Here is a 22,825-nt window from a genome sequence, read left to right on the forward strand (position 1 = left end):
ATAATCACAAAATCCTTTGTTTAAAACAAGGGATTTTTCTTTTGTCTCTTTCTCATTTTTGATATAATAGTTCTATGTTAGATTCAGAAAAACAATCACAATATCAATTGTTAAATGAGGAACTCTCTTATTTACTTGAAGGTGAGAGCAATGTTCTTGCCAATCTTTCAAATGCTAGTGCCCTTCTAAAATCTCGCTTTCCGAATACTGTCTTTGCAGGGTTTTATCTGTTTGATGGTAGCGAGTTGGTTTTAGGGCCTTTTCAGGGTGGTGTTTCTTGTATTCGCATTCCGCTTGGAAAAGGCGTATGTGGAGAAGCTGCTGAGTTTCAAGAAACTGTTTTAGTTGGCGATGTGAGCACCTATCCAAACTACATTTCTTGTGATAGTATGGCCAAGAGTGAAATCGTGGTTCCCATGCTCAAGAATGGTCGATTGCTGGGTGTCTTAGACCTGGATTCTTCACTTATTGATGATTACAATGCCATTGACCGTGATTACTTGGAACAATTTGTCGCTATTTTGCTTGAGAAGACAGAATGGGACTTTACGATGTTTGAGGAGAAAGCCTAATGTATCAAGCACTTTATCGAAAATATAGAAGCCAGACTTTTTCACAACTGGTAGGTCAAGAAGTTGTGGCTAAAACCCTAAAACAAGCGGTTGAGCAGGAAAAGATTAGTCATGCCTATCTTTTCTCAGGCCCTCGTGGGACTGGGAAGACCAGTGTAGCCAAGATTTTTGCCAAGGCTATGAACTGTCCCAACCAAGTGAACGGAGAACCATGTAATAACTGTTATATCTGTCAGGCTGTGACAGAAGGAAGCTTAGAAGATGTTATCGAAATGGATGCGGCTTCAAATAATGGAGTTGATGAAATCCGAGAAATTCGGGATAAATCCACCTATGCTCCTAGTTTGGCACGTTATAAGGTCTATATCATAGACGAGGTTCATATGTTGTCTACTGGAGCTTTTAATGCGCTTTTAAAGACGCTAGAAGAACCAACTCAAAATGTTGTCTTTATCTTAGCGACCACCGAATTGCACAAGATTCCAGCAACTATTTTATCGCGTGTCCAACGTTTTGAGTTTAAATCGATTCGAACGCAAGATATCACGGCACATATTCATCATATTTTAGAAAAAGAACATATCAGTTCTGAACCAGATGCTGTAGAAATCATTGCTAGACGAGCTGAAGGTGGAATGCGGGATGCCTTGTCTATTCTGGACCAAGCCTTGAGTTTGACTCAAGGGAATGCTTTGACCACAGCTATCTCTGAGGAGATTACAGGTACCATTAGTCTATCAGCACTTGATAACTATGTAGCCGCCTTGTCTCAGCAGGATGTTCCAAAAGCGCTTGATTCTTTGAATCTTTTGTTTGAAAATGGCAAGAGCATGACTCGTTTTGTGACGGATCTCTTGCAGTATTTGCGTGATTTACTAGTTGTTCAGACAGGTGGCGAAAATACTCATCATAGTCCAGTTTTTATGGACAATCTAGCTCTTTCTCAGGAAAGTCTCTTTGAAATGATTCGCATAGCGACTGTGAGCTTGGCGGATATGAAAGCTAGCCTGCAACCTAAGATTTATGCTGAGATGATGACCATTCGTTTAGCTGAGACTAAGCCTGAACCAGTGCTTTCAGAAGCTGTCGAGAGTGAAATTTCTACACTAAGACAGGAAGTCGCTCGTCTCAAGCAAGAACTTGCTAATGCCGGAACGGTGCCTAAACAAGTGGCGCCAGTCCCTAGCCGTCCAGCCACTTCCAAGACAGTATATCGAGTAGACCGTAATAAGGTTCAGGCTATCCTACAAGAAGCTGTTGAACATCCTGATTTGGCACGGCAAAACTTGATTCGCCTCCAGAATGCATGGGGAGAGGTAATCGAAAGCTTAGCTGGTCCTGATAAGGCTCTGCTTGTTGGTTCTCAACCAGTTGCAGCAAACGAACACCATGCGATTTTAGCTTTTGAATCTAATTTCAATGCAGGGCAAACCATGAAACGGGATAACCTCAATACCATGTTTGGCAATATTCTCAGTCAAGCGGCTGGATTTTCACCTGAAATCCTGGCAATTTCCCTAGAGGATTGGAAAGAGGTTCGTGCAGCATTTTCAGCTAAAAACAAGTCTTCTCAAGCAGATCAAGAGGTAGAAGAAGAGAGCCTGATTCCAGAGGGATTCGAATTTCTGGCTGATAAAGTCATGGTCGAAGAAGACTAAAAGTGGATTTCATGGTACAATAATCCTATGACTAGACAACAATTTATCGTGATAGCACTATTTACTGCTGCTGAGACTTATTTTTTCAATGAAGCTTGGATGACGGGTCGCTATTTTATGGCAGCCTTTTGGGCCATTCTACTTTTTCGAAATTTTAGGTTAAGTTATGTAATGGGGAAAATAGTAGATGCTATTGATCAGCACCTAAACCGCAAGGATTAGTCACTAGCTTCTAAACAAAATCAAAGCCTTTTAGGCTTTTTTTTGTTATACTAGTAGAGTATATTTATGGACCTTTTCTTGTATTTTTTAGAGAAATGTAAGTGATTTCGCTAAGGATAAAGGAAGTAGGCCAGAAAAAGAAAGGAACTATCATGTCAGTATTAGAGATCAAAGATCTTCACGTTGAGATTGAAGGAAAAGAAATTTTGAAAGGGGTCAATCTGACTCTGAAAACAGGAGAAATCGCAGCTATCATGGGACCAAATGGTACTGGTAAATCGACTCTTTCTGCAGCTATTATGGGGAACCCTAACTATGAGGTTACCAAAGGTGAGGTCTTGTTTGATGGCGTAAACATCCTTGAGTTGGAAGTAGACGAGCGCGCTCGTATGGGACTTTTCCTTGCTATGCAATACCCATCTGAAATCCCTGGAATTACCAATGCTGAATTTCTTCGTGCAGCTATGAATGCTGGTAAAGAAGATGACGAGAAGATTTCAGTTCGTGAGTTCATCACTAAACTAGACGAGAAAATGGAATTGCTCAACATGAAAGAAGAAATGGCAGAGCGTTACCTAAACGAAGGCTTCTCTGGTGGTGAGAAAAAACGCAATGAAATTCTTCAACTTTTGATGTTGGAACCAACTTTTGCTCTTTTGGATGAGATTGACTCAGGTCTTGATATTGATGCCCTTAAAGTCGTATCGAAAGGTGTCAATGCCATGCGTGGTGAAGGCTTTGGTGCTATGATTATCACTCACTACCAACGTCTTTTGAACTATATCACGCCAGACGTGGTACACGTGATGATGGAAGGTCGTGTGGTCCTTTCTGGTGGTCCAGAATTGGCTGCTCGTTTGGAACGTGAAGGATACGCAAAATTAGCTGAAGAACTTGGCTACGACTACAAGGAAGAATTGTAATTCCCTCGTATCTTTTAGGAGAAGTAAATGACTAAAGAAACTATTAAACTTTTTTCAGAAATGCACGCTGAACCAAGCTGGTTGGCTGACCTCCGTCAAAAAGCTTTTGATAAGATTGAGAGTTTGGAATTACCAGTTATTGAGCGTGTCAAATTTCACCGTTGGAATCTGGGAGATGGAACCATCACAGAAAGTGAACCTTCAGCAAATGTTCCTGACTTCACGGTTCTAGATAATCACTTGAAGCTGGTGCAAGTAGGAACGCAGACTGTTTTTGAACAAACTCCAGTTGAATTGGCTGAACAAGGAGTAGTCTTTACAGACTTTCACTCAGCTTTAGAAGAAATTCCAGAACTTATCGAGGAATTCTTCATGTCATCTGTTAAATATGACGATGATAAATTAGCAGCCTACCACACAGCTTACTTTAATAGTGGTGCTGTTCTCTACATCCCTGATAATGTTGAGATTACAGAGCCAATCGAAGGTATTTTCTACCAAGACAGTGATAGCGATGTGCCATTTAACAAGCATATCCTTATCATTGCTGGTATAAACTCTAAGATTAGTTACTTAGAACGTCTAGAGTCACGAGGTGAAGGTAGTGCGAAGGCAACTGCCAATATCACAGTTGAAGTGATTGCTCGTTCTGGTGCGCAAGTGAAATTTGCGGCCATTGACCGTTTAGGTGAAAATGTCACTGCCTACATTAGCCGTCGTGGTAAGTTGGGCAATGATGCAAGTATTGACTGGGCGATTGGTGTCATGAACGAAGGAAATGTCGTTGCTGACTTTGATAGCGATTTGATTGGAAATGGTAGCCATGCGGACCTTAAGGTTGTTGCTCTTTCAAGTGGTCGTCAGGTGCAAGGAATTGACACTCGCGTAACCAACTATGGTTGTAACTCTATTGGAAATATTCTCCAACATGGGGTTATTCTTGAGAAAGCAACCTTGACCTTCAACGGTATCGGTCACATCATCAAGGGAGCTAAAGGAGCAGATGCGCAACAAGAAAGTCGAGTTCTCATGCTTTCAGACCAGGCGCGTTCAGATGCCAACCCAATTCTTTTGATTGATGAAAATGATGTTACTGCAGGTCACGCGGCTTCTATCGGACAAGTTGATCCAGAAGATATGTACTATCTCATGAGTCGTGGCTTGGATAAGGCAACTGCAGAACGCTTGGTTGTTCGTGGTTTCCTTGGCTCCGTAATTGTTGAGATTCCAGTCAAAGAAGTTCGTGAAGAAATGATTGCAACCATCGAAGAAAAATTGTCAAAACGCTAAGGGGAAGCCTATGTTAGATGTAGAAGCGATTCGCAAGGATTTTCCAATTTTAGACCAGATTGTTAATGATGAACCTCTGGTCTATCTGGACAATGCTGCGACGACACAAAAACCACTAGCAGTTCTGGAAACAATCAACCGCTACTATGAGCAGGACAATGCAAATGTTCATCGTGGGGTTCATACCTTGGCGGAGCGGGCGACAGCTTCCTATGAGGCGGCTCGTGAAACCATTCGTAAGTTTATCAATGCAAGCTCTACAAAGGAAGTACTCTTTACCAGAGGAACGACAACCAGCCTTAACTGGGTGGCACGCTTTGCTGAGGAAATCCTGACTGAGGGAGACCAGGTCTTGATTTCTGTCATGGAACACCATTCCAATATCATTCCTTGGCAGGAAGCTTGTCGAAAGACCGGAGCTGAGCTTGTCTATGTTTATCTCAAGGACGGAGCTCTGGATATGGATGACTTGCGCGCTAAATTGACTGATAAAGTCAAGTTTGTCTCCCTAGCTCACGCCTCAAATGTTCTTGGTGTGGTCAATCCGATCAAGGAAATCACGCAATTAGCCCACCAAGTTGGAGCTATTATGGTGGTGGATGGTGCTCAGTCTACGCCACATATGAAGATTGATGTCCAGGACTTGGATGTGGACTTCTTTGCTTTTTCAGGTCACAAGATGGCTGGTCCGACTGGTATCGGTGTCCTTTACGGTAAAGAAAAGTATCTGGAACAAATGTCTCCAATTGAATTTGGCGGTGAGATGATCGATTTCGTCTATGAGCAATCTGCTAGTTGGAAGGAATTGCCTTGGAAATTCGAGGCTGGAACGCCAAATATGGCAGGCGCTATTGGACTTGCTGCTGCGGTAGATTATCTTGAAAATCTTGGTATGGAAGCCATTGAAGCTCATGAACAGGAATTGATTGCATACGTCTATCCAAAATTGCAGGCCATTGAAGGTTTGACCATTTATGGTTCGCAGGACTTGGCTCAACGTTCGGGTGTCATTGCTTTTAACTTAGGGGATCTTCATCCCCACGATCTTGCGACGGCTCTGGATTATGAAGGAGTGGCTGTTCGTGCTGGTCACCATTGCGCCCAACCCTTGCTTCAGTATTTAGAAGTCCCAGCAACAGCTCGTGCAAGTTTTTATATCTACAATACCAAGGCAGATTGTGACAAACTAGTCGATGCCCTACAAAAGACAAAGGAGTTTTTCAATGGCACTTTCTAAACTAGATAGCCTTTATATGGCAGTGGTGGCAGACCATTCGAAAAATCCACATCACCAAGGAAAGTTAGAAGACGCTGAACAAATCAGTCTCAATAATCCAACCTGTGGGGATGTTATCAACCTCTCTGTCAAGTTTGATGCAGAGGACCGTTTGGAAGATATTGCTTTTCTAAATTCAGGATGCACGATTTCAACTGCCTCTGCTAGTATGATGACAGATGCCGTTTTAGGAAAAACCAAGCAAGAAATTCTAGAACTTGCAACCATCTTTTCTGAAATGGTTCAAGGTCAAAAGGATGACCGCCAAGACCAACTCGGGGATGCAGCCTTCTTGTCAGGTGTTGCCAAATTCCCGCAACGGATCAAGTGTGCAACTCTAGCTTGGAATGCCCTTAAGAAAACAATTGAAGATCAAGAAAAACAGTAAGACAAGTTTCTTTTGTCTTACGAATCAGTAGAAATGAAGAATGAAAGAAAGGATATTATGGCTGAAGAAAGAGTAGAACCAAAACCAATTGACCTTGGTGAATATAAATTTGGTTTCCATGACGATGTAGAGCCTGTCCTATCGACAGGAAAAGGATTGAACGAAGAAGTCATTCGCGAATTATCAGCTGCTAAGGGAGAACCTGAGTGGATGTTAGAATTCCGTTTGAAGTCTTATGAAACCTTCAAAAAAATGCCTATGCAAACCTGGGGAGCAGACTTGTCAGAGATTGACTTTGATGACTTGATCTACTACCAAAAACCATCTGACAAACCAGCCCGTTCTTGGGATGATGTACCTGAAAAGATTAAAGAAACCTTTGAACGTATCGGGATTCCAGAAGCTGAGCGTGCTTATCTAGCAGGTGCCTCTGCCCAGTATGAGTCAGAAGTGGTATACCACAACATGAAGGAAGAGTTCCAGAAATTGGGTATTATCTTTACAGATACGGATTCTGCCCTCAAGGAATACCCAGACTTGTTTAAACAATACTTCGCGAAGTTGGTACCACCGACTGATAACAAGTTGGCAGCCCTCAACTCTGCAGTATGGTCGGGTGGAACCTTTATCTATGTGCCAAAAGGTGTCAAGGTAGATATTCCACTTCAAACCTACTTCCGTATCAACAACGAAAATACAGGTCAGTTTGAACGTACCTTGATTATCGTTGATGAGGGAGCAAGTGTCCACTATGTAGAAGGATGTACAGCACCAACATATTCAAGTAATAGCCTGCATGCGGCCATTGTAGAAATCTTTGCCTTGGACGGAGCTTACATGCGTTATACAACCATCCAAAACTGGTCTGATAATGTCTATAACTTGGTAACGAAACGTGCTAAAGCCTTGAAAGATGCGACAGTTGAGTGGATTGATGGAAACTTAGGTGCCAAAACAACCATGAAATACCCATCTGTTTACCTAGATGGAGAAGGGGCGCGTGGTACTATGCTCTCTATCGCCTTTGCCAATGCAGGGCAACACCAAGACACGGGTGCCAAGATGATCCACAACGCTCCACACACAAGCTCCTCTATCGTGTCCAAATCCATCGCGAAAGGCGGAGGAAAGGTGGACTACCGTGGACAAGTAACCTTTAACAAGAACTCTAAGAAATCTGTTTCTCATATCGAGTGTGATACCATTATCATGGATGACTTATCAGCGTCAGATACCATTCCTTTTAATGAAATTCACAACTCGCAAGTTGCATTGGAGCACGAAGCTAAGGTTTCTAAGATTTCAGAGGAACAACTCTATTACCTCATGAGCCGTGGTTTATCAGAATCTGAGGCAACCGAGATGATTGTCATGGGATTTGTCGAGCCCTTCACAAAAGAACTTCCAATGGAATATGCAGTTGAGCTGAACCGCTTGATTAGTTATGAAATGGAAGGTTCAGTCGGATAAATCCAAAAAGGAGAAGCAAATGGGATTCTTAAAAAAATTATTTGGTAATGTTGAAAAAGCGAATAAAGGTGAAATTCCTGTCGAGGAAATTGTTCCACCTTTTACAATTGATTTAGCAGAAGAAGCAGATGATTATTGGAGACAAATGGAACAAAACCTCTTGATAAACGCTGTAAAAGCTGCTGGTGGTCCTGAGGCAGTAGAACGTGCTTTTGTTCTTACTAATTTCAAAGAAAATCAAGAAACCTTTGAGCTCTTTTATCAGGTAAATGGTCAACTTCTTTCATGGAGAGAGATGGATGCGACTGTTGTTGATAAAATCAGCAATCAACTCCTTCCGCAAGCGGCAGAAGTAGCGCGTGCAGTAAATGAAAATTATGAAGAGGCAGATGTACCAGTAATCCAGTACGCTATGCTTCAGTTTGAAACTGCAACCATGGCTTGGTTTGGTCGGAAGCTGACAACAGCTTCTCCAGAAGCACAACTGACTTTTGAAGAATTGGTATCTGGTTGGCGCGCTATTTTGGAACAAGAAGTTCCAAATCGTCCTTTAGATAGTGACCGTCCGTTCCCTTACTTTGAAGTTTAAAAAATCCCAAATCCTTAAAAAACTTTCAATGGAGTATACTGTTGAGCTTACTCGCTTGATCAGTAACAAATTGAAAGAATCAGTGGGTAAAAATGCAAATTCTGAACAGGAATCCTTTCTGTTCAGAATTTTTTTCAAAAAAGGACTTAATAAATATTCACAAAACTGCTTTTATATGGTAAAATAAAACAATTACATTTAGTGGAGATGAAGTATGAATATTTTTAGAACCAAGGATGTTAGTCTGAGACAGACAGAGATGCACCGCCATTTGAAGTTGTGGGATTTGATTCTTTTAGGAATAGGTGCTATGGTGGGGACGGGGATTTTCACCATTACAGGAACAGCAGCGGCTACCCTAGCTGGTCCATCACTAGTGATTTCCATTGTGATTTCTGCCCTGTGTGTTTCTTTATCAGCCCTCTTTTTCGCAGAATTTGCCTCTCGTGTGCCTGCTACTGGTGGTGCTTATAGTTACCTCTATGCGATTCTAGGAGAATTGCCAGCCTGGATTGCTGGCTGGCTGACCATCATGGAATTCATGACGGCTGTTTCAGGAGTAGCATCTGGCTGGGCAGCTTACTTTAAGGGATTGCTCAGTAATTATGGTATCTCCATGCCCCAAGCCTTGAATGGAACCTTTAACCCTGAACAAGGAACCTACATTGATCTTCTACCTATTTTAGTACTGACCTTGGTAACGGGATTGGTTTTATTAAATTCTAAGGCAGCTTTGAGATTTAATTCGCTTTTAGTGGTCTTGAAATTCTCAGCTCTCGCCTTATTTATCCTAGTTGGTATTTGGTACATTAAGCCTGAAAATTGGACGAATTTTGCTCCATTTGGTTTTGGTCAACTATATGGTGGAAGTACTGGGATTATGGCGGGCGCATCTTTGATGTTCTTTGGTTTTCTCGGATTTGAATCTATTTCCATGGCAGTTGATGAAATTCAAAGTCCGCAAAAAAATATTCCTCGCGGAATTGTGCTTTCTCTGACAATCGTCACCATTCTCTATGCTTTGGTTACCTTAGTATTGACAGGGATTGTTCACTACAGTAAGCTCAATGTGGACGATGCAGTAGCATTTTCATTACGGAGTATTGGTATCGGCTGGGCGGCCAATTATGTTTCGCTTGTAGCCATTCTAACCCTGATAACCGTATGTATCTCCATGACTTATGCTTTGTCTCGGATGATTTATAGCTTAGCGCGTGATGGACTTTTACCTCAAAGTTTCAAACAATTAAGCAAGACCAGTCGCGTTCCTAAAAATGCGACTCTCTTAACAGGAGTTGCTTCAGCTATTGCTGCAGGAGTGTTTCCTCTAGCCAGTATTGCAGCCTTCTTAAATATCTGTACGCTAGCTTATCTCATTTTGCTAGCCTATGGAATAATAAAACTCAGAAAGGATAAGGGTATGCCAAAAGAGGGAGAGTTTAAAACTCCTTTGGTGCCATTTTTGCCAATTCTTTCCATTCTTATCTGTGTTTCCTTTATGCTTCAATATAGTCTAGATACCTGGATTGCCTTTGGTATCGCTCTTTTAGTTGGTCTAGTCATTTACTTTACTTACGGGTTCCGCCATTCAACCCTCGCAGAAGAAGAATAAAAGCTGGGAATTCCCAGCTTTTTTAATCTTTCACATAAGTAAATCCTTCACCGAGAATTTCATGAGCCTCAGTGATGGTGATAAAGGCTTGAGGATCGATTTTGTGAATCATATCTTTCATTTTAACGATTTCGTTTCGACCAACTATACAGTAGATAATTTTTAAATCCTTTTTGCTGTAGTAGCCTTGACCAGATATAAAGGTAACGCCACGTCCGAGTTCATCGTTAATCTCTTTGGCTAATTGATCAGGATATTGGGTAATAATCATAAATCCTTTACCAGCATAACCTCCTTCGCCGATCAAGTCGATAACACGAGCGATGATAAAGTCAAATAAGAGGGTATAGGTAACTAGACGAAGATCCTGGAAGATAATCAAAATCAACATTAGGATAAAAAAGTCAATCCCAAAGAGCAATTTCCCAATCGAAATATTGGTGTATTTGTTGAGGATACGGGCAACGATATCAGAGCCACCAGTGGTTCCACCAGCATTAAAGATAATTCCTAAACCAACCCCCAGTAAGACTCCTGAGACTAAAGCGACAATGATGAGATCCCCTTGCAAGTCGATGTGCAAAGGAATGCGCTCAAAGATTGCTAGCCAAACGGAAAGTGAAATAGATCCTAGAAGGCTTGAGTAGAGGGTCTTAGGTCCAAATATCTTCCAAGCCAGGATAAATAAAGGGATATTAATTAAGAGGTTCATCAATGAGACAGGAATCTTAAAAAGATAGTAGGTAATCAAGGTAATACCTGTCGCCCCTCCCTCAAATAAATGATAAGGAACAACAAAGTAGGTAAGACCAAAGGCATAGATAGCGGCTCCAAGAATAATGGTGATAATCGGTTGAAGTTTTCGAATCATGGCTGTTCCTCACTTTTCTATAGATAGATTATACCAAAAATTCAGTTCTTTTCATCGGATCACTTATGATTTTTTATCATTTTTTTGATATAATAAAGGAGAAAATCCCAATCCTATCGAGAAGAATAGAAAGATTGAATTATGACACAAGTAAAAATTGTAACGGACTCTTCTGTTACTATCGAACCAGAAGTAGTTAAAGAATTAAATATCACCGTTGTTCCTCTATCAGTTATGATTGATAGTGTGCTTTATTCGGATGCAGATTTGAAAGAGGGAGAATTCCTTCATCTTATGCAACAAAGTAAGAATCTGCCTAAAACAAGCCAGCCCCCTGTAGGAGTGTTTGCTGAGGTCTTTGAAGAACTAGGTAAAGATGGAAGTCAAATTATCGCCATTCACATGTCCCATGCCTTGTCTGGAACTGTGGAAGCTGCTCGCCAAGGGGCCAGCCTCTCAACTGCTGATGTAACAGTTCTTGATAGTTCTTTTACAGATCAAGCAATGAAGTTCCAAGTTGTTGAAGCCGCAAAACTTGCTAAAGAAGGTAAAGATTTAGAAACGATCTTGGCTCATGTAGAGGACGTAAAAAATCATACAGAACTCTATATCGGTGTTTCGACGCTAGAAAACTTAGTTAAGGGTGGTCGTATTGGACGTGTGACAGGCTTACTAAGCTCACTCTTGAATATTCGTGTAGTAATGCAGATGAAAAACCACGAACTCCAACCAATCGCCAAAGGACGTGGAGCGAAAACTTTCAAAAAGTGGCTTGAGGAATTAACCAATACTCTTTCCCAAAAATCAGTTGCAGAAATTGGAATTTCCTATGCTGGAACGAACGAATGGGCGAATGAGATGAAGGCATTATTGCAACCTTATGTTGAGAAACCAATCTCTGTATTGGAAACTGGCTCTATTATTCAAACTCATACTGGAGAGAATGCTTGGGCGATTCTAATTCGCTACAATTCCTAAAAAAATAGAGAAAAAATGGTCAAAATAGTGTTTTTGACTTGACCTATAGTCGATTTTAGGATATGATTATATTTGTTAATTAGAAATTATTTGGAGGATTTGTTAACATGGCAAACAAACAAGATTTGATCGCTAAAGTAGCAGAAGCTACAGAATTGACTAAGAAAGATTCAGCAGCAGCAGTTGACGCTGTATTTGCAGCAGTAACTGAATACCTTGCAGCTGGTGAAAAAGTTCAATTGATCGGTTTCGGTAACTTTGAAGTTCGTGAGCGTGCTGCACGTAAAGGTCGCAACCCACAAACTGGTAAAGAAATCAAAATCGCAGCTTCTAAAGTTCCAGCATTCAAAGCTGGTAAAGCTCTTAAAGACGCTGTTAAATAATGAATTTTCAAAAAGCCTATTGTATCAAGCTTCATTGTTTGGTCGATAGGCTTTTTTTGTTTATTTGAGAAGTTGATGTTATGATTCTTTGCAAAAAGAAAAAGGTTCCCATGTTTGAGAACCTTCTTTTCATTAGTTTTTAGAAGCTGCTTGGAATTCAGGGTTTTTCCATGCTTCATCAATGATAGCTTGCAATTCCTTAGCAGATGCTTGCATTTTTTGAGTTTCAGCATCGTTCAATGGGATGTTTACTGGACGAACGATACCGTGTGCACCAACAACAGCTGGTTGACCGATAAAGACGTTTTTAACACCGTATTGACCTTCTTGGAAGACTGAAAGTGGAAGTACTGCATTTTCGTCATCAAGGATTGCTTTTGTGATACGAGCAAGTGCTACTGCGATACCGTAGTATGTAGCTCCTTTTTTGTTAATGATTGTGTAAGCAGCGTCACGAACACCTTCGAACAATTCAATCAATTCAGCTTCTTGAACGTTTTGAGTGTCTTTAAGGAATTCTTCAAGGTTTACACCAGCGATGTTAGCGTGTGACCAAACCGCAAATTCAGAATCTCCGTGTTCGCCCATGATGTAGGCGTGAACTGAACGAGCATCAACATCCAATTTTTCAGCAAGTGCTTGACGGAAACGTGCTGAGTCAAGTGAAGTACCTGAACCGATAACACGTTCTTTAGGGAATCCAGAGAATTTCCAAGTTGAGTAAGTCAAAACGTCAACTGGGTTAGCTGCAACAAGGAAGATACCATCGAAACCTGATTCAACAACTTGTGTTACGATTGATTTGTTGATAGCCAAGTTTTTACCTACAAGGTCAAGACGAGTTTCACCTGGTTTTTGAGGAGCACCTGCAGTGATAACAACAAGGTCAGCGTCTGCACAGTCAGAGTATTGAGCAGCGTAGATTTTTTTAGGTGAAGTGAAGGCAAGGGCGTGGCTAAGGTCAAGCGCATCACCAACAGCTTTTTCGTGTAATTGTGGAATTTCGATAATTCCAAGCTCTTGTGCAATTCCTTGGTTAACAAGTGCGAAAGCGTAAGATGAACCTACGGCACCGTCACCAACAAGGATCACTTTTTTGTGTTGTTTAGTTGAAGTCATTATCTAAACATCTCCTTCATTTTTTTTAGGGGAATCCCCAGACACTTTCATTCTATCACTTTTAAAAAGCTTTGTCACGAATATTCTATTCGGTTATTGATGTAAACGTTTTAGTGGTTTTCAAAGACTGAAATGAAGGACAAATTATGGTATAATATATCTAATTACTAATAGTGAAATGAGGCATTTATGAATGCAGGATAGAAATTTAGTGAATGTCAATCTGACAAAGGAGATGAAGACCAGCTTTATCGACTACGCCATGAGCGTTATCGTTGCGCGGGCCCTTCCTGATGTTCGAGATGGCTTAAAACCTGTTCACCGTCGTATTCTATACGGAATGAATGAACTAGGTGTTACACCAGACAAACCTCATAAAAAGTCAGCCCGTATTACAGGGGATGTTATGGGTAAATACCACCCACACGGAGATTCCTCTATCTATGAAGCTATGGTTCGTATGGCCCAGTGGTGGAGCTACCGTTACATGCTTGTTGATGGGCATGGAAACTTTGGTTCTATGGACGGGGACGGTGCTGCCGCGCAGCGGTACACTGAGGCACGTATGAGCAAGATTGCTCTTGAAATGCTTCGTGATATCAATAAAAACACCGTTGATTTCGTAGACAACTACGATGCTAACGAACGTGAACCCTTGGTTTTGCCAGCTCGTTTTCCAAACCTTTTGGTCAATGGAGCAACGGGTATCGCTGTTGGGATGGCAACCAATATTCCACCTCACAACTTGGGTGAAACCATTGATGCAGTGAAGTTGGTTATGGATAATCCTGAAGTGACGACTAAGGACTTGATGGAAGTCTTGCCTGGTCCAGATTTTCCGACTGGCGCTCTTGTCATGGGGAAATCAGGTATTCATAAGGCTTATGAGACTGGTAAAGGTTCCATTGTCCTTCGTTCTCGTACAGAGATTGAAACCACTAAGACGGGTCGGGAGCGCATCGTTGTAACGGAATTCCCTTATATGGTTAATAAAACCAAGGTGCATGAGCATATTGTTCGCTTGGTTCAGGAAAAACGAATTGAGGGCATTACAGCCGTACGTGATGAGTCCAACCGTGAAGGCGTTCGCTTTGTAATCGAGGTTAAACGCGACGCGTCTGCCAACGTTATCCTTAACAACCTCTTCAAGATGACCCAGATGCAAACCAATTTTGGTTTCAACATGTTGGCGATTCAAAATGGCGTGCCAAAAATCTTGTCCCTTCGTCAAATTTTGGATGCTTATATCGAGCACCAAAAAGAAGTGGTTGTTCGCCGTACTCGTTTTGACAAGGAAAAAGCAGAAGCGCGTGCGCACATCTTAGAAGGTCTTTTAATTGCACTTGACCATATCGACGAAGTGATTCGTATCATTCGTGCCAGTGAAACAGATGCGGAAGCGCAAGCTGAGTTGATGAGCAAGTTCAAGCTTTCTGAACGTCAAAGTCAAGCTATCCTTGATATGCGTCTTCGTCGTTTGACAGGATTGGAACGTGATAAGATTCAGTCTGAATATGATGAATTAATTGCCTTGATTGCAGATTTGGCTGATATTCTTGCCAAACCTGAGCGCGTGGCGCAAATCATCAAAGAGGAATTGGACGAAGTCAAACGCAAGTTTGGTGACAAGCGTCGTACGGAGTTGATGATCGGAGAAGTCTTAACTCTTGAAGATGAAGATTTGATTGAAGAAACGGATGTCTTGATTACCCTATCTAACAAGGGCTATATCAAACGTTTGGACCAAGGTGAGTTTACTGCTCAAAAACGTGGTGGCCGTGGAGTTCAAGGTACGGGGGTTAAGGATGATGACTTTGTGCGTGAGTTGGTTTCAACCAGTACCCATGATCATTTGCTCTTCTTTACCAATAAAGGACGCGTATATCGACTGAAAGGTTATGAAATTCCTGAATACGGTCGTACCGCTAAGGGCTTGCCAGTTGTCAATCTTTTGAAGTTGGACGAAGGTGAGAGTATTCAGACCATCATCAACGTTGAGTCTGAACGTAGTGATGACGCCTATCTCTTCTTTACAACTCGTCACGGTATTGTGAAGAGAACCAGTGTTAAAGAGTTCGCTAATATTCGTCAAAATGGACTTAAAGCCTTGAATCTCAAGGATGAAGACGAATTGATTAATGTCTTGCTGACAGAAGAAGATACGGATATTATCATTGGTACCAAGTTTGGTTATGCTGTTCGCTTTAATCAATCAGCTGTTCGTGGCATGAGCCGTATCGCTACAGGTGTCCGAGGAGTCAATCTTCGTGAGGGTGACACAGTAGTTGGTGCTAGCGTGATTACAAACCAAGACGAAGTTCTTATCATCACTGAAAAAGGATATGGTAAACGTACACTTGCTACTGAATATCCTACTAAAGGCCGTGGTGGTAAAGGGATGAAGACTGCCAATGTTGCTGAGAAGAATGGTCCTCTGGCAGGTCTCCTTACTGTTAAAGGAGATGAAGACTTGATGATTATCACAGATACAGGTGTCATGATCCGTACAAATGTTGCCAATATTTCACAAACGGGACGCTCAACTATGGGAGTTAAGGTGATGCGTCTAGATCAGGATGCTAAGATTGTAACCTTTACAACGGTTGCTGCGGCAGAAAAAGAAGAAGTTGGGACTGAAATTGAAACAGAAGGTGAAGCATAATGTCTCATAAAAAAACGAAAAATAAAAAGAGTAAGAAAAATAAGCGCAGAAATCTATTTATCAATATTTTAGCGGGTTTCTTAATTCTTCTTTCCTTAGCCTTGATTTTTAATTCAAAGATTCGCGATATCTTTTTGGTATGGAATACCAATAAATACCAAGTCAATCAAGTCACTAAGGAAAATATAGATGAAAACCTAAAATCCGAGGGAAATTTTGATTTTGACTCTGTTAAGTCTATTTCATCTGAAGCTGTATTGGCTTCACAATGGGATGCTCAGAAACTTCCTGTTATTGGAGGTATCGCTATTCCTGAGGTGGAGATTAACCTCCCTATTTTCAAAGGGTTGGATAATGTAAACCTGTTCTACGGAGCAGGGACCATGAAACCAGACCAAAAAATGGGGGAAGGAAACTATTCTCTAGCCAGTCACCATATCTTTACTGCTGAAAATGCCAGTCAAATGCTCTTCTCGCCTTTGGTCAATGCCAAAGCAGGTATGAAAATTTACCTGACCGATAAGGATAAAGTTTATACTTATGAGATTACAGAAGTTAAACGTGTTACACCTGACCGTGTAGATGAAATCGAAGATCGTGATGGCGTAAAAGAGATTACTTTGGTTACCTGTGTTGATTATAATGCGACCGAGCGTATAATCGTCAAAGGAATCTTTAAAGAATCAAAAGCTTATTCTGAGACTTCTGAGGATATTTTGAAGGCCTTTAATCAACCGTATAGACAACGTTATTAAGAATGAATGAACCAGTGAAGTGCTATTTCACTGGTTTTTATGTTAACAAAATAGAATCAAAATAGTTCTTATGAAAAAGGATAAGAAGGCTTAGGATAAAGATTTTTAAGATAAATATTTTAGAAATTTACGGAAAACGCTTTCTAGAAAACAAGAATTATGTTATAATTATCACAAATAAAAGTTTAGGAGTTTTTTTATGGTCTCTTCAGAATTTATTTCAAAGATTGAATTTGCTTGCAAGAAGAAAGAAAGTCTTTATAGCCAAAGCAAGTTTAAGTATGCGATTCGTTCCATGTTTGCAGGTGCTTTTATGACATTTAGTACGGCTGCAGGTGCAGTTGGTGCTGACTTGATAAATAAAATCGCACCAGGCAGTGGTCGCTTCCTCTTCCCATTCGTTTTTGCTTGGGGATTGGCCTACATTGTTTTCTTGAATGCTGAGCTGGTAACTTCAAATATGATGTTTTTGACAGCTGGTAGTTTCTTGAAAAAAATCTCTTGGAGAAAAACAGCTGAGATTTTGCTTTACTGTACCTTCTTCAATCTCATCGGAGCTTTGATAGCAGGTTGGGGCTTTGCTCATTCGGCAGCCTATGCAAATCTAACACATGATAGCTTCATTTCAGGGGTTGTAGAGATGAAGTTAGGCCGTTCCAATGAGCTAGTCTTGCTTGAAGGTATTTTAGCCAATATCTTTGTAAACATTGCTATTCTTTCATTTGTTTTGGTGAAAGACGGTGGAGCCAAACTTTGGCTTGTTTTGTCAGCAATTTACATGTTTGTATTCTTAACAAACGAACACATTGCTGCGAACTTTGCTTCTTTTGCGATTGTTAAGTTTAGTGTTGCAGCAGATTCAATTGCTAACTTTGACATACCTAATATTCTTCGTCACTGGGGTGTAACCTTTATCGGGAACTTTATCGGAGGAGGTCTCTTGATGGGCTTACCATACGCCTTCCTCAATAAAAACGAAGATACTTATGTCGATTAAAGAAATGAGCACGAGTGAATCGTGCTTTTTTGTTTGAGACGTAAGACTAGTCATAGTTGTTCCTTATATCAAAATATAGAAAAACGGTATTGGAAAAGACTAGCCCAAGATGATACAATATCCCTAATGAAGCTATTTGGAGGTCGTCTTATGACTCGTGATTTTAAATTTGAAACTCTACAATTACATGCTGGGCAAGTAGTTGATCCAGCAACTAAGTCTCGTGCAGTACCGATTTATCAAACAACATCCTTCGTTTTTGATGACACGCAAGAAGGTGCCGATTTGTTTGCCTTGAGAAAACCAGGGAACATTTATACTCGTATTACCAACCCTACAACAGCGGCATTTGAAGAAAGAATAGCTGCTCTTGAAGGTGGTGTTGGGGCACTAGCGACAGCATCAGGTATGGCTGCTGTAACCTACACTATTTTGGCGCTTGCTCACGCAGGTGACCATGTGGTGGCTGCGTCAACTATTTACGGTGGGACCTTCAACCTCTTGAAGGAAACCCTTCCTCGTTATGGGATCACAACTACCTTTGTGGATGTGGATAATTTGGAAGAAGTGGAAGCAGCTATCAATGACAATACCAAGCTTGTCTTGATTGAAACCTTGGGGAATCCCTTGATTAACATTCCTGACTTAGAAAAATTGGCTGAGATTGCGCATAAACACCAGATTCCTCTCGTTTCGGACAACACTTTTGCCACACCATATTTGATTAACGTCTTCTCTCACGGTGTAGATATTGCCATTCACTCAGCAACTAAGTTTATCGGTGGACATGGTACGACTATTGGAGGAGTGATTGTCGATAGTGGTCGTTTTGACTGGAAGGCTTCAGGGAACTTCCCTCAATTTGTTGAGGAAGACCCAAGTTACCATAACTTGAGCTATACTCGTGATGTGGGTGCAGCAGCCTTTATTATCGCTGTTCGTGTTCAATTGCTCCGTGATACAGGTGCTGCCTTGTCACCATTTAATGCCTTTCTCTTGCTCCAAGGGCTTGAAACGCTATCTCTTCGTGTCGAACGCCATGTGCAAAATGCTGAGAAAATTGTTGATTTCCTTGTCAACCATCCTAAGGTAGAGAAGGTAAATTATCCAAAACTTGCTGACAGTCCTTACCATGACTTGGCTGAGAAATATTTGCCAAAAGGTGTTGGTTCAATCTTTACCTTCCATGTTAAAGGCGGAGAGGCAGAAGCTCGCAAGGTTATTGATAATTTGGAAATCTTCTCTGACCTTGCAAACGTGGCAGATGCAAAATCTCTTGTTGTCCATCCTGCGACAACCACTCACGGTCAGTTGTCAGAAAAAGATCTAGAAGCAGCAGGTGTAACACCAAACCAAATCCGCTTGTCGATCGGTCTTGAAAATGTAGAGGATTTGATTGAAGATTTGCGTTTGGCCTTGGAAAAAATTTAAAGTAACAGATATAAACAGTGGGTTCCGACTCACTGTTTTTGATTTTCCCTCAGGCATGATATAATGGTTACAGAAGTCTAGAAAGAGGAAAGTTATGAACGAAATCAAATGTCCCAACTGTGGGGAAGTCTTTACAGTAAATGAAAGTCAGTATGCCGAACTTTTATCCCAAGTGAGAACTGCCGAGTTTGATAAGGAATTACACGAGCGAATGAAGCAGGAGCTGGCCTTGGCTGAGCAGAAGGCTATGAATGAGCAACAGACTAAACTGGCTCAAAAAGACCAAGAAATTGCGCAACTGCAGAGTCAAATCCAAAAGTTTGATACAGAGAAGGAATTGGCCAAGAAAGAAGTTGAACAGACAAGCCATGAGGCTTTATTGGCTAAGGACAAGGAAGTACTTGCCTTGGAAAACCAACTGGCTACCTTGCGTTTGGAGCATGAAAATCAACTGCAAAAGACCCTTTCTGACATAGAAAAAGAACGCGATCAAGTCAAAAATCAGCTCCTCTTGCAAGAAAAGGAAAATGAGTTATCTTTGGCTTCTGTTAAGCAAAATTACGAAGCTCAGCTTAAGGCAGCTAGTGAGCAAGTCGAATTTTACAAGAATTTCAAAGCCCAACAATCCACAAAAGCGATTGGTGAAAGTTTGGAACAGTATGCAGAGAGTGAGTTTAACAAGGTTCGTAGTTTTGCTTTTCCAAATGCCTACTTTGAGAAGGATAACAAGGTCTCTGCGCGTGGATCTAAGGGAGACTTTATCTTCCGTGAATGTGATGAAAATGGAGTGGAAATTATTTCCATCATGTTTGAAATGAAAAATGAAGCGGACGGCACAGAAAAGAAGCATAAGAATGCAGATTTTTATAAGGAATTGGACAAGGACCGTCGGGAGAAAAATTGTGAATATGCAGTTTTAGTGACCATGCTTGAGGCAGATAATGACTACTTTAACACTGGAATTGTTGACGTCAGTCACGAGTATGAAAAGATGTATGTGGTCCGTCCTCAGTTCTTTATCCAGTTGATTGGACTCTTGCGTAATGCAGCGCTTAATTCCCTTAAATACAAGCAAGAGTTGGCCTTGGTTCGCGAGCAAAATATCGATATTACACATTTTGAAGAAGACTTGGATGCCTTCAAAGTAGCTTTTGCCAAGAACTACAACTCAGCTTCGACCAACTTTGGTAAAGCTATTGATGAAATTGACAAGGCCATCAAACGGATGGAGGAAGTCAAAAAGTTCCTAACCACATCTGAAAACCAACTCCGCCTCGCTAATAACAAGTTGGAAGATGTTTCGGTTAAAAAATTGACCCGGAAAAATCCAACCATGAAAGCGAAATTTGAAGCGCTGAAGGGGGAGTGAGATTGCCTTAAAAACAGGAGTTCCTATGAAAAAAACTTTGAAATTTTCGGATATCTATATTGCATATTTGCCACTAGTTGTATTTTTTCTTAATCTCCTATATGGTCTTTTAAATATTGAAGGCGTAGGTGATACTGACTCAAGATATAATTTATTATTTGCTATTTTTGGATTGATTCCAACTATATTCGGTTATGGAATTAGTTTTTTGGCTAATCTTCTGGTGGGTATATCTTATGTGCGAAAAGCAAAAAATGAATCGGAACGCATCATTGCATTCCTATTGGTTGGAAATATTTTTTTAGCAATTTTTCTGATATTTTTGCTAAGATTTAAAATGATCGTTTCCTTTGACTTTATAAAAGATATTGACCTTTGGAGTTTCATTTTTTCATTATTTCTATTTCCATATTTAGATTGGATTTATCAAAAGGAAGACTACAATCCAAAAATAATTCGCAAGTTACTTATTCTATTTTTGATTGGTATTTTTTCTCCATTTGTAGGAAGTAGAATTCAAATCCACTTTAGAAATAATGCTAAAGTTCAACAATTAAAAGAGTTTTATTCTTCTAGGGGAATGAATTATGATGTCGCTCTTAAAAGCGTAAAAATAGAAAGTAACGTTTCAGATATTAGTATTTTTGATGTATCGGATAATGGGATAACGATTCAAGTAGGTGCTAAGTACATTCATCAAAAATTAACAGAGGTCAGTTTCATTAATGAGAATTATGGTCTTAAAGAATTCTTGAAGCTTTCTGTATCAAGCCAAGAAGAGCAGACAGTTCTGAATGATTTTAAATCTGCTGTAGAAAGTGCAATACAAAAGAAAGGCTATGATTTAGTAGTTATTGATGATAAAGAACAGCCGTTAGCTAGCCCTGGTTTTAAAATGTCAAATTCATATAGGATAACTCCTTTAATAAAAGAAAAGGCTTTTCAGAATCAAAATTCATTCAGTAAAGAAAAACAAGCTTTTAGAGGATATGCGACTCTTTCTGTTAAGGACTTTATGAAGGAGGGAGCACTTTGCTTGCATTTGACACTTAGCAAAAGCAACCTATTGGAAATAGGAGATATTGATTTTTCAAGCTTTCCAGATGGATATTACAACATAAATACTGACTCCTTTTCGGTTGTTAATGGAAAGTATAAGCGGCTTGAAAATGATGATAATTTTGAATATATTTTACCAATTGAGTCGGGTAAACTATTTTACTCTGAGGATTTATATGATATTAAAAAAATTGATTTAAACAATGGGGAATAGAAGTGAAAGGGAAATTAGAAAGCAACACATGAACGGTATTATCAACTTAAAAAAAGAAGCGGGGATGACCTCGCATGATGCGGTTTTTAAACTGCGTAAGATTTTGGGAACCAAGAAAATTGGTCATGGTGGAACCTTAGATCCGGATGTGGTGGGTGTTTTGCCGATTGCGGTTGGCAAGGCGACCCGCATGGTCGAGTTTATGCAGGACGAGGGCAAGGTCTATGAGGGGGAAATCACTCTCGGCTATTCCACGACTACTGAGGATGCCAGTGGAGAAGTGGTCGCAGAGACCCCTGTTTTATCGCCCTTGGATGAAAAGCTTGTCGATGAAGCAATCGCTAGTTTGACTGGGCCTATTACCCAGATTCCTCCTATGTATTCGGCTGTCAAGGTCAATGGTCGTAAGCTCTATGAGTATGCGCGTGCTGGTCAGGAAGTGGAACGTCCAGAACGTCAGGTGACCATTTATCAATTTGAACGAACAAGTCCGATTTCTTATGAGGATCACCTTGCACGTTTTACATTTCGTGTGAAATGTAGTAAGGGGACTTATATCCGTACTTTGTCAGTTGATTTGGGAGAGAAGCTGGGTTATGCGGCCCATATGTCCCATTTGACTCGGACGAGTGCAGCAGGTTTACAACTGGAGGATGCTCTTACCTTGGACGAAATTGCTGCAAAAGCGGAGGCTGGCCAACTGGACTTTCTCCATCCTCTAGAGATTGGTACAGGGGACCTTGTCAAAGTTTTCCTAACTCCAGAACAAGCTACAGAAGTGCGCTTTGGTCGTTTTATCGAGTTAGACCAAACAGAACAAGAAGTGGCTGCTTTTGAAGGTGATAAATTGCTTGCCATTTTAGAAAAAAGGGACAATTTCTACAAACCAAGAAAGGTTTTTGGCTAGTCTAACTGGAGTGTGGGGATGGATTTGTTTCCCCTAGACTATCCAAATCAGACTATAAATTTTGCAAAAAATGTGATAGA

General features: G+C 40.7%; 21 protein-coding genes. 19 read left to right on the plus strand and 2 right to left on the minus strand.

Annotated features, from left to right (window positions below):
* Positions 1-74 precede the first annotated feature (74 nt).
* The 10 genes from msrC to D8844_RS05890 all read left to right on the plus strand — a co-directional run bounded on the left by msrC (position 75) and on the right by D8844_RS05890 (position 10,000).
* Positions 75-572 (plus strand): free L-methionine (R)-S-oxide reductase MsrC, encoded by a 498-nt coding sequence (msrC, locus tag D8844_RS05845; RefSeq protein ID WP_000887141.1) that lies wholly within the window; start codon positions 75-77, stop codon positions 570-572.
* A complete protein-coding gene (dnaX, locus tag D8844_RS05850) occupies positions 572-2,230 on the plus strand; it encodes a DNA polymerase III subunit gamma/tau (protein WP_125422580.1) in 1,659 nt (552 codons plus the stop codon). The genes msrC and dnaX overlap by 1 nt, the downstream gene beginning before the upstream one ends.
* Positions 2,231-2,257: 27 nt before the next feature.
* Complete coding sequence (locus D8844_RS05855; RefSeq protein ID WP_000198269.1) at positions 2,258-2,452, plus strand: DUF3272 family protein; 195 nt, start codon at positions 2,258-2,260, stop codon at positions 2,450-2,452.
* A gap of 152 nt (positions 2,453-2,604) precedes the next feature.
* On the plus strand, positions 2,605-3,375 hold the full coding sequence (gene sufC, locus D8844_RS05860; protein ID WP_000114489.1) for a Fe-S cluster assembly ATPase SufC: 771 nt from the start codon (positions 2,605-2,607) through the stop codon (positions 3,373-3,375).
* A gap of 27 nt (positions 3,376-3,402) precedes the next feature.
* On the plus strand, positions 3,403-4,665 hold the full coding sequence (sufD, locus tag D8844_RS05865) for a Fe-S cluster assembly protein SufD (protein ID WP_125422583.1): 1,263 nt from the start codon (positions 3,403-3,405) through the stop codon (positions 4,663-4,665).
* Between the two features lie 10 nt (positions 4,666-4,675).
* A complete protein-coding gene (locus tag D8844_RS05870) occupies positions 4,676-5,902 on the plus strand; it encodes a cysteine desulfurase (RefSeq protein WP_125422586.1) in 1,227 nt (408 codons plus the stop codon).
* Positions 5,889-6,329 carry a Fe-S cluster assembly sulfur transfer protein SufU gene (gene sufU / locus D8844_RS05875; RefSeq protein WP_001218473.1) on the plus strand — a complete coding sequence of 147 codons (441 nt, stop codon included), beginning with the start codon at positions 5,889-5,891 and terminating at the stop codon, positions 6,327-6,329. The genes D8844_RS05870 and sufU overlap by 14 nt, the downstream gene beginning before the upstream one ends.
* A 57-nt stretch (positions 6,330-6,386) precedes the next feature.
* Positions 6,387-7,799: a Fe-S cluster assembly protein SufB gene (gene sufB, locus D8844_RS05880; protein WP_000797056.1), complete on the plus strand. Its 1,413-nt coding sequence runs from the start codon at positions 6,387-6,389 to the stop codon at positions 7,797-7,799.
* A gap of 19 nt (positions 7,800-7,818) precedes the next feature.
* A complete protein-coding gene (locus tag D8844_RS05885) occupies positions 7,819-8,388 on the plus strand; it encodes a hypothetical protein (RefSeq protein WP_000506261.1) in 570 nt (189 codons plus the stop codon).
* A gap of 214 nt (positions 8,389-8,602) precedes the next feature.
* Positions 8,603-10,000: an APC family permease gene (locus D8844_RS05890; RefSeq protein ID WP_001020297.1), complete on the plus strand. Its 1,398-nt coding sequence runs from the start codon at positions 8,603-8,605 to the stop codon at positions 9,998-10,000.
* Positions 10,001-10,022: 22 nt separating this feature from the next.
* Here D8844_RS05890 and D8844_RS05895 read toward each other — a convergent pair whose 3' ends face one another.
* Positions 10,023-10,871: a YitT family protein gene (locus tag D8844_RS05895; RefSeq protein WP_000619787.1), complete on the minus strand. Its 849-nt coding sequence runs from the start codon at positions 10,869-10,871 to the stop codon at positions 10,023-10,025.
* A 141-nt stretch (positions 10,872-11,012) separates the two neighbouring features.
* Here D8844_RS05895 and fakB point away from each other — a divergent pair, with 141 nt between their 5' ends.
* Both fakB and hbs read left to right on the plus strand, forming a co-directional pair.
* On the plus strand, positions 11,013-11,849 hold the full coding sequence (gene fakB / locus D8844_RS05900) for a fatty acid kinase binding subunit FakB (RefSeq protein WP_000195458.1): 837 nt from the start codon (positions 11,013-11,015) through the stop codon (positions 11,847-11,849).
* 107 nt (positions 11,850-11,956) lie between these two features.
* A complete protein-coding gene (hbs, locus tag D8844_RS05905; RefSeq protein ID WP_001284636.1) occupies positions 11,957-12,232 on the plus strand; it encodes a non-specific DNA-binding protein Hbs in 276 nt (91 codons plus the stop codon).
* A 132-nt stretch (positions 12,233-12,364) separates the two neighbouring features.
* Here hbs and D8844_RS05910 read toward each other — a convergent pair whose 3' ends face one another.
* Positions 12,365-13,351 (minus strand): L-lactate dehydrogenase, encoded by a 987-nt coding sequence (locus tag D8844_RS05910; protein ID WP_000204722.1) that lies wholly within the window; start codon positions 13,349-13,351, stop codon positions 12,365-12,367.
* Positions 13,352-13,544: 193 nt separating this feature from the next.
* Here D8844_RS05910 and gyrA point away from each other — a divergent pair, with 193 nt between their 5' ends.
* The 7 genes from gyrA (at position 13,545) to truB (ending at position 22,745) form a co-directional block, all read left to right on the plus strand.
* Positions 13,545-16,013, plus strand: a complete 2,469-nt coding sequence (gene gyrA / locus D8844_RS05915; RefSeq protein WP_001154049.1) for a DNA gyrase subunit A — start codon at positions 13,545-13,547, stop codon at positions 16,011-16,013.
* Positions 16,013-16,768, plus strand: a complete 756-nt coding sequence (locus tag D8844_RS05920) for a class A sortase (RefSeq protein WP_000018508.1) — start codon at positions 16,013-16,015, stop codon at positions 16,766-16,768. The genes gyrA and D8844_RS05920 overlap by 1 nt, the downstream gene beginning before the upstream one ends.
* Positions 16,769-16,967: 199 nt before the next feature.
* Entirely contained in the window at positions 16,968-17,765 is a 798-nt protein-coding gene (locus D8844_RS05925; protein WP_000254790.1) for a formate/nitrite transporter family protein, read from the plus strand.
* A gap of 150 nt (positions 17,766-17,915) precedes the next feature.
* Entirely contained in the window at positions 17,916-19,196 is a 1,281-nt protein-coding gene (locus D8844_RS05930) for an O-acetylhomoserine aminocarboxypropyltransferase/cysteine synthase family protein (protein WP_125422679.1), read from the plus strand.
* A 94-nt stretch (positions 19,197-19,290) separates the two neighbouring features.
* Positions 19,291-20,565: a DUF2130 domain-containing protein gene (locus D8844_RS05935; protein ID WP_125422589.1), complete on the plus strand. Its 1,275-nt coding sequence runs from the start codon at positions 19,291-19,293 to the stop codon at positions 20,563-20,565.
* A 25-nt stretch (positions 20,566-20,590) separates the two neighbouring features.
* Positions 20,591-21,838 carry a glutamyl-tRNA amidotransferase gene (locus D8844_RS05940; protein ID WP_125422592.1) on the plus strand — a complete coding sequence of 416 codons (1,248 nt, stop codon included), beginning with the start codon at positions 20,591-20,593 and terminating at the stop codon, positions 21,836-21,838.
* Between the two features lie 28 nt (positions 21,839-21,866).
* Positions 21,867-22,745 (plus strand): tRNA pseudouridine(55) synthase TruB, encoded by an 879-nt coding sequence (gene truB, locus D8844_RS05945; RefSeq protein ID WP_125422683.1) that lies wholly within the window; start codon positions 21,867-21,869, stop codon positions 22,743-22,745.
* The last annotated feature ends 80 nt before the right edge of the window (positions 22,746-22,825 follow it).

The organism is Streptococcus oralis (genome assembly GCF_003942875.1).
Classification (GTDB): Bacteria; Bacillota; Bacilli; order Lactobacillales; family Streptococcaceae; genus Streptococcus; species Streptococcus oralis_BX.